Origin of the sequence: Kitasatospora sp. NPDC057692 (genome assembly GCF_042799475.1) — a bacterium.
Taxonomy (GTDB): Bacteria; Actinomycetota; Actinomycetes; order Streptomycetales; family Streptomycetaceae; genus Kitasatospora.
The window spans coordinates 1-4005 of sequence record NZ_JBHVIV010000155.1; the positions used below are offsets into that span (position 1 = coordinate 1).

Genomic DNA, 4005 nt, shown 5'->3' on the forward strand with positions numbered 1-4005 from the left:
GTCGGTGTGCGTCGAGCCGTAGCCGTTCAGCCACGCCTTCCAGCTGCCGCCGTGCGCCGCCTGCGAGGACGAGTTGTCGACCACGCCGCTGGAGGTCGTCCACGGCGCGGCCGTCCCCGTCTCGAAGCCCGCGTTGCCGAGCAGCTGCGCCGGGGTGCAGGTGCCGCCACCGCCGCCGGTGACCGTCCACGCGAAGCTCGCGCTGCCCGTCCGGGCGGCCGCGTCCTTGGCCGTGACGGTCACGTTGTAGGTGCCCGCCGTGGTCGCGGTGCCGCTGATCACGCCGGTGGAGGCGTTGATGGAGAGGCCGGCCGGCAGGCCGGTGGCCGAGTAGGTGTACGGCGTCGAGCCGCCGCTCGCCTGGATCTGGAGGTTCGCCGATCCGCCCACCGCCGTCGACTGGGCGCCCGGGTTCACGACCGAGACGGAGCCGCTGCCCGCGGGCTTCGTCAGCAGGCAGCCGCTGACGTTGAGGTCGATGACGCGCCCGTTGCCGAGGCAGGTGGTGAACCAGTAGGTCTCCTGGCCGTAGCTCTGGCCCTGGTGCGCCGTGGTGGTGCCGTCCGCCGCCACCTCGCAGGGGTTGTTGAGCGTGCACATCTGGCCGTCGTCGTTGCCGGTGTTGTTGATGCCGACGACCTTCTTCGTCGCGGCGTCGACGATCGGCGAGCCCGAGGTGCCGTGGGTGGTGTTGCAGCCGGCGCTGTAGCGCAGCGAGTCGCGCCAGGTCCAGGCGTCCTCCCGGAGCGTGCCGACGAAGCCGTTGATGGAGCAGTTCCAGGTCTGCTTCCAGTACGAGGACGGTATGAACATCGCCGAGCCGTCGACCGGGTGGGTGTCGCTGACGGTCAGCGCCGTCGCGCCGAACTTGGAGGTGATCGACCCGAAGGTGTCGGTGAGTTGGTACAGCGCGACGTCCGTGCCGGTCATCGTGGCGTAGAGGATCCGGTCGGCCGTCACGGTGCCGAGGGAGCCGCCCGTGGCGTTGAGCAGGGTGCCGCTGCGGCTGGCGGACTGGTTCTGGATGACCTGGCCGGCGGACGGCATGGTCGGCAGGCAGTGGCCGTTGGTGAGCATGAGGGCCCGGTCGGTGTCGACCGAGGAGGGGTAGCGCACCAGCGAGGCCGAGCAGTTGCTCAGCGCGATGGTGGACGTCAGGTCACCGGCCTGCACCGCCTGCGCGGGCGCGACCGCCAGGGAGGTCAGGGCCCCGGCGATGACGGCGCTCGCGGCGGACGCGGCGGCAAGTCTCTTGAACATGGCTCTCCTTGTGGGGGATGCGGGGCGTACGACCGGTTGCGGACGCCCGCGCCGCACGAAAGTGCCATGCCCACTTCAATAAGGTCAACCATGTGGACGAAAGTCCCTTGGCGGAACAGCCCGAACCCGGCGTCGGCCCACCCGGGGAAGCCGTCTCCCGCTGCGGCAACGGCCTCGGACGAGGCGTCGGCCACCGGGGGCGCGACCAGGAGGAGGCGCGCGAGCGAGATCGGCGGTCAGCGCCCGGCGCTCGGCCTCGCCTGGCGCCAGGACGACGACGCCGTCCGGTACCACGGCGGGCGGGAACGGGGCCGGGGTGTGGCCCCGTTCACCCTCGACCGTGGTGCGGACGGCGGGACGGTGCTGCGGTGGAGCGTCCCGGAGCGGGACGCGGAGGGGTGGCTCTTCTCAGCGAAGGGCGAGGACGGGGCGGGCGGAGAGGTCCTCGGCGCAGTAGTCGCCGTCCTCGTCGAAGACCATGGCGGCGAGGTCCGGGTGCCGGTTGGCCGTGGCGAGCGGCAGCCAGGCGAGGACGGTGCCGTACCCGCCGCAGACCGACTCGCCGCCGTCGCCGCCGTAGATGGAGCCGGGCTCGCTGGTGATCTCCGAGCGGTAGGTGTCGTGGGCGATGCGCAGCCCGAAGGCGTTGGGCTCGGCGTGCGGGCCGGTCCTGTCGCCGTACGGGATGCGGTCGAGCGGGCACTCGTCGCCCCAGCGGAACAGGGTGCCCGCTCCGGCCCCGCACGCGTGCTCCCACTCGTCGGGGGTGGGCAGGCGCAGGCCTTCGCGGGCGAGGACGGCCGGCATGTCGGCGGGCTCCTCCTCCAGCGGCTCGTCCTCGACGGCCATCAGCACGGTCGGCACGGTGACGGTCCGACGCGGGCTGAGGACCCGGGCGAGGTGGCCGCGCAGGTCCCCGTCACCGAAGCCCTGGCCGACGCTCTCCTCCAGGTAGCTGGCGAGGAGTTCGGCGGACGGCTGCCAACTCGCCGTGTCGAAGCCGACGGTGACCCGACCGCCCGTTATCAGCGCGAACATCCGGCCGCCGCGCTCGACCAGCACGCGGTACAGCGGCGCCCCCAGGTGCTCGACCTCCTCGACACGGTCCAGCCGCCCGCCCACGCTGCCCGCGACCTGGGCGGCGAGACGGCTGGCGCCGGTGCGGTCGAGGCGGCGCCAGGCGGCGAAGGTCAGGGTGGCGAGCGGTTCAGGAGCCATGCCGGGAGTCTGGCACGGGCCACCGACAATGGCCCGGCGACAGGCGCGCGAACGTCCGGAGCGGCGTCGATGTCCCACCGCAAGAGGCGATTTGGCCGATCGGTGGGACGTTGACCCCGCCGCTCTGGTAGGCAGGGCCGTGACCGACCGTCGGACCCGGCCCACGACGGCATCACGCCAGGACCACAGGACCGTGCGGCGCGGAGCGGAACCGACCGAAGCGCGCGCAGCGCGCCGCATCGAAGCAGTTCATGATGGTCATGAAGGGCTCGGCGGACTCCGAGGCCGAGATGCGCGCCGAGTTCGCCGGCAAGAACGTCGAGATCCTCTCGATGTGGGAGGACGGCGGTACCACCACCTGATCCCCCCAATCCCTCCCCCAACCCGCGCCCCGTACGGCACGATGATCCCGGGCACAGCCGGAGGGGGCGCCATGTGGCAGGCGGAGAACGACCGTTGGACCTTGGCAGCGGTCTGCCTCAGCTACCTCGCGATCGTCTTCCTCACCAGCCGGGGGTTCATCGCCGCCCCGCGCTACCGCCGGATGCAGGGGCGCATCGGCGAGGCGCGGGCCCGGGTGACCGTGCTCGCGGCCGTCGCACCGGACGACGCGGCGCGCGCGGCCGTGCTCGCCTCGGTGACGGCGCGGCTGGACGTGCTGGAGCACACGAACATGGTCGTGTGGCGGCTGCCCCGGTCCTCCTGGGTGATGTCCATCCCGCTGTCCAAGCTGGCCTCCGCCTGGCGGTTGCTGCACAGCTGCGAGCGCGACCTGATGCGACTGCTTCCGGACGGCGAGGCGGACGCCCAACTCCGGGCACTGTGGCTCCGGTTGGAGGCCTCCGGGCAGCCGGGTGACGCGGAGCTCGCCGGTGCGCTGATCGGCCAGGACGCCGCCACCTCGCTCGCCGCCACGAGCGAGCTCCTCCACGAGCGCGAGGACGGCGAGGCGGAGCGCGAGTACGAGCAGCAGCGCGCCGCCCTGTGGCTGGCGACGATCGGGCTCGGCGCCGTCTACCTCATCGGCGTCACGCTGTCGCACCAGCCGACCATGATGCTCGGCGCGCTGGGCGGCTTCCTGTCCCCGGTGATCAGCGTGATGCGCTCCCAGCGGCCCACCTCCTGGGGCGTGCTGGTGCTCGCCCCGGTCGGCGGGGCGCTCGCCGCGATCGGCGGGATGCTGCTGGTGCGGATGCTCGCGGACCCGGAGCTCAACCTCCTCGGGCACGTCTTCCTCGACAACTCCTGGGACGCCCCGGACCGGCCCCTCGCGCTCGCCATCGCGCTGCTGTTCGGCTTCTCCGGCACGCTGTTCTCGCGTCTGGCGCTGACCGCCACCGGGCAGCTCGTCGCGACGGGCTCACCGGCCGGCCGCCAGCCCTAGGAGGCCCGGGTCCGCCGCCGGGGCGGGCGCCGTCCGAACGGACCGTGGGGCACCGCCGGCGCGCCGGCCGGCGGTGCCCCACCCCTCACGCCCCACCACACACGCCCAACGGCGCGGGCCCCCAGGCCAACCGCTGCGGGAAG

The 4005-nt window shown here is 73.1% G+C and carries 3 protein-coding genes; 1 reads left to right on the forward strand and 2 read right to left on the reverse strand.

The window, feature by feature from the left end; genetic code table 11:
- Positions 1-1260: putative Ig domain-containing protein (locus tag ACFVFS_RS39725; RefSeq protein WP_380629922.1), on the reverse strand; the 1260-nt coding region annotated here is incomplete at its 3' end.
- A gap of 408 nt (positions 1261-1668) precedes the next feature.
- Complete coding sequence (locus ACFVFS_RS39730; protein WP_380629924.1) at positions 1669-2478, reverse strand: hypothetical protein; 810 nt, start codon at positions 2476-2478, stop codon at positions 1669-1671.
- 463 nt (positions 2479-2941) lie between these two features.
- Here ACFVFS_RS39730 and ACFVFS_RS39735 point away from each other — a divergent pair, with 463 nt between their 5' ends.
- Positions 2942-3862, forward strand: coding sequence for a hypothetical protein (locus tag ACFVFS_RS39735; RefSeq protein WP_380629926.1), 921 nt, complete (start codon positions 2942-2944; stop codon positions 3860-3862).
- Positions 3863-4005 lie beyond the last annotated feature (143 nt).

Bases quoted from the DNA above. Each gene is read 5' to 3' on its own strand.
- ACFVFS_RS39730 (WP_380629924.1), bottom strand. From the start codon at position 2,478: ATGGCTCCTGAACCGCTCGCCACCCTGACCTTCGCCGCCTGGCGCCGC.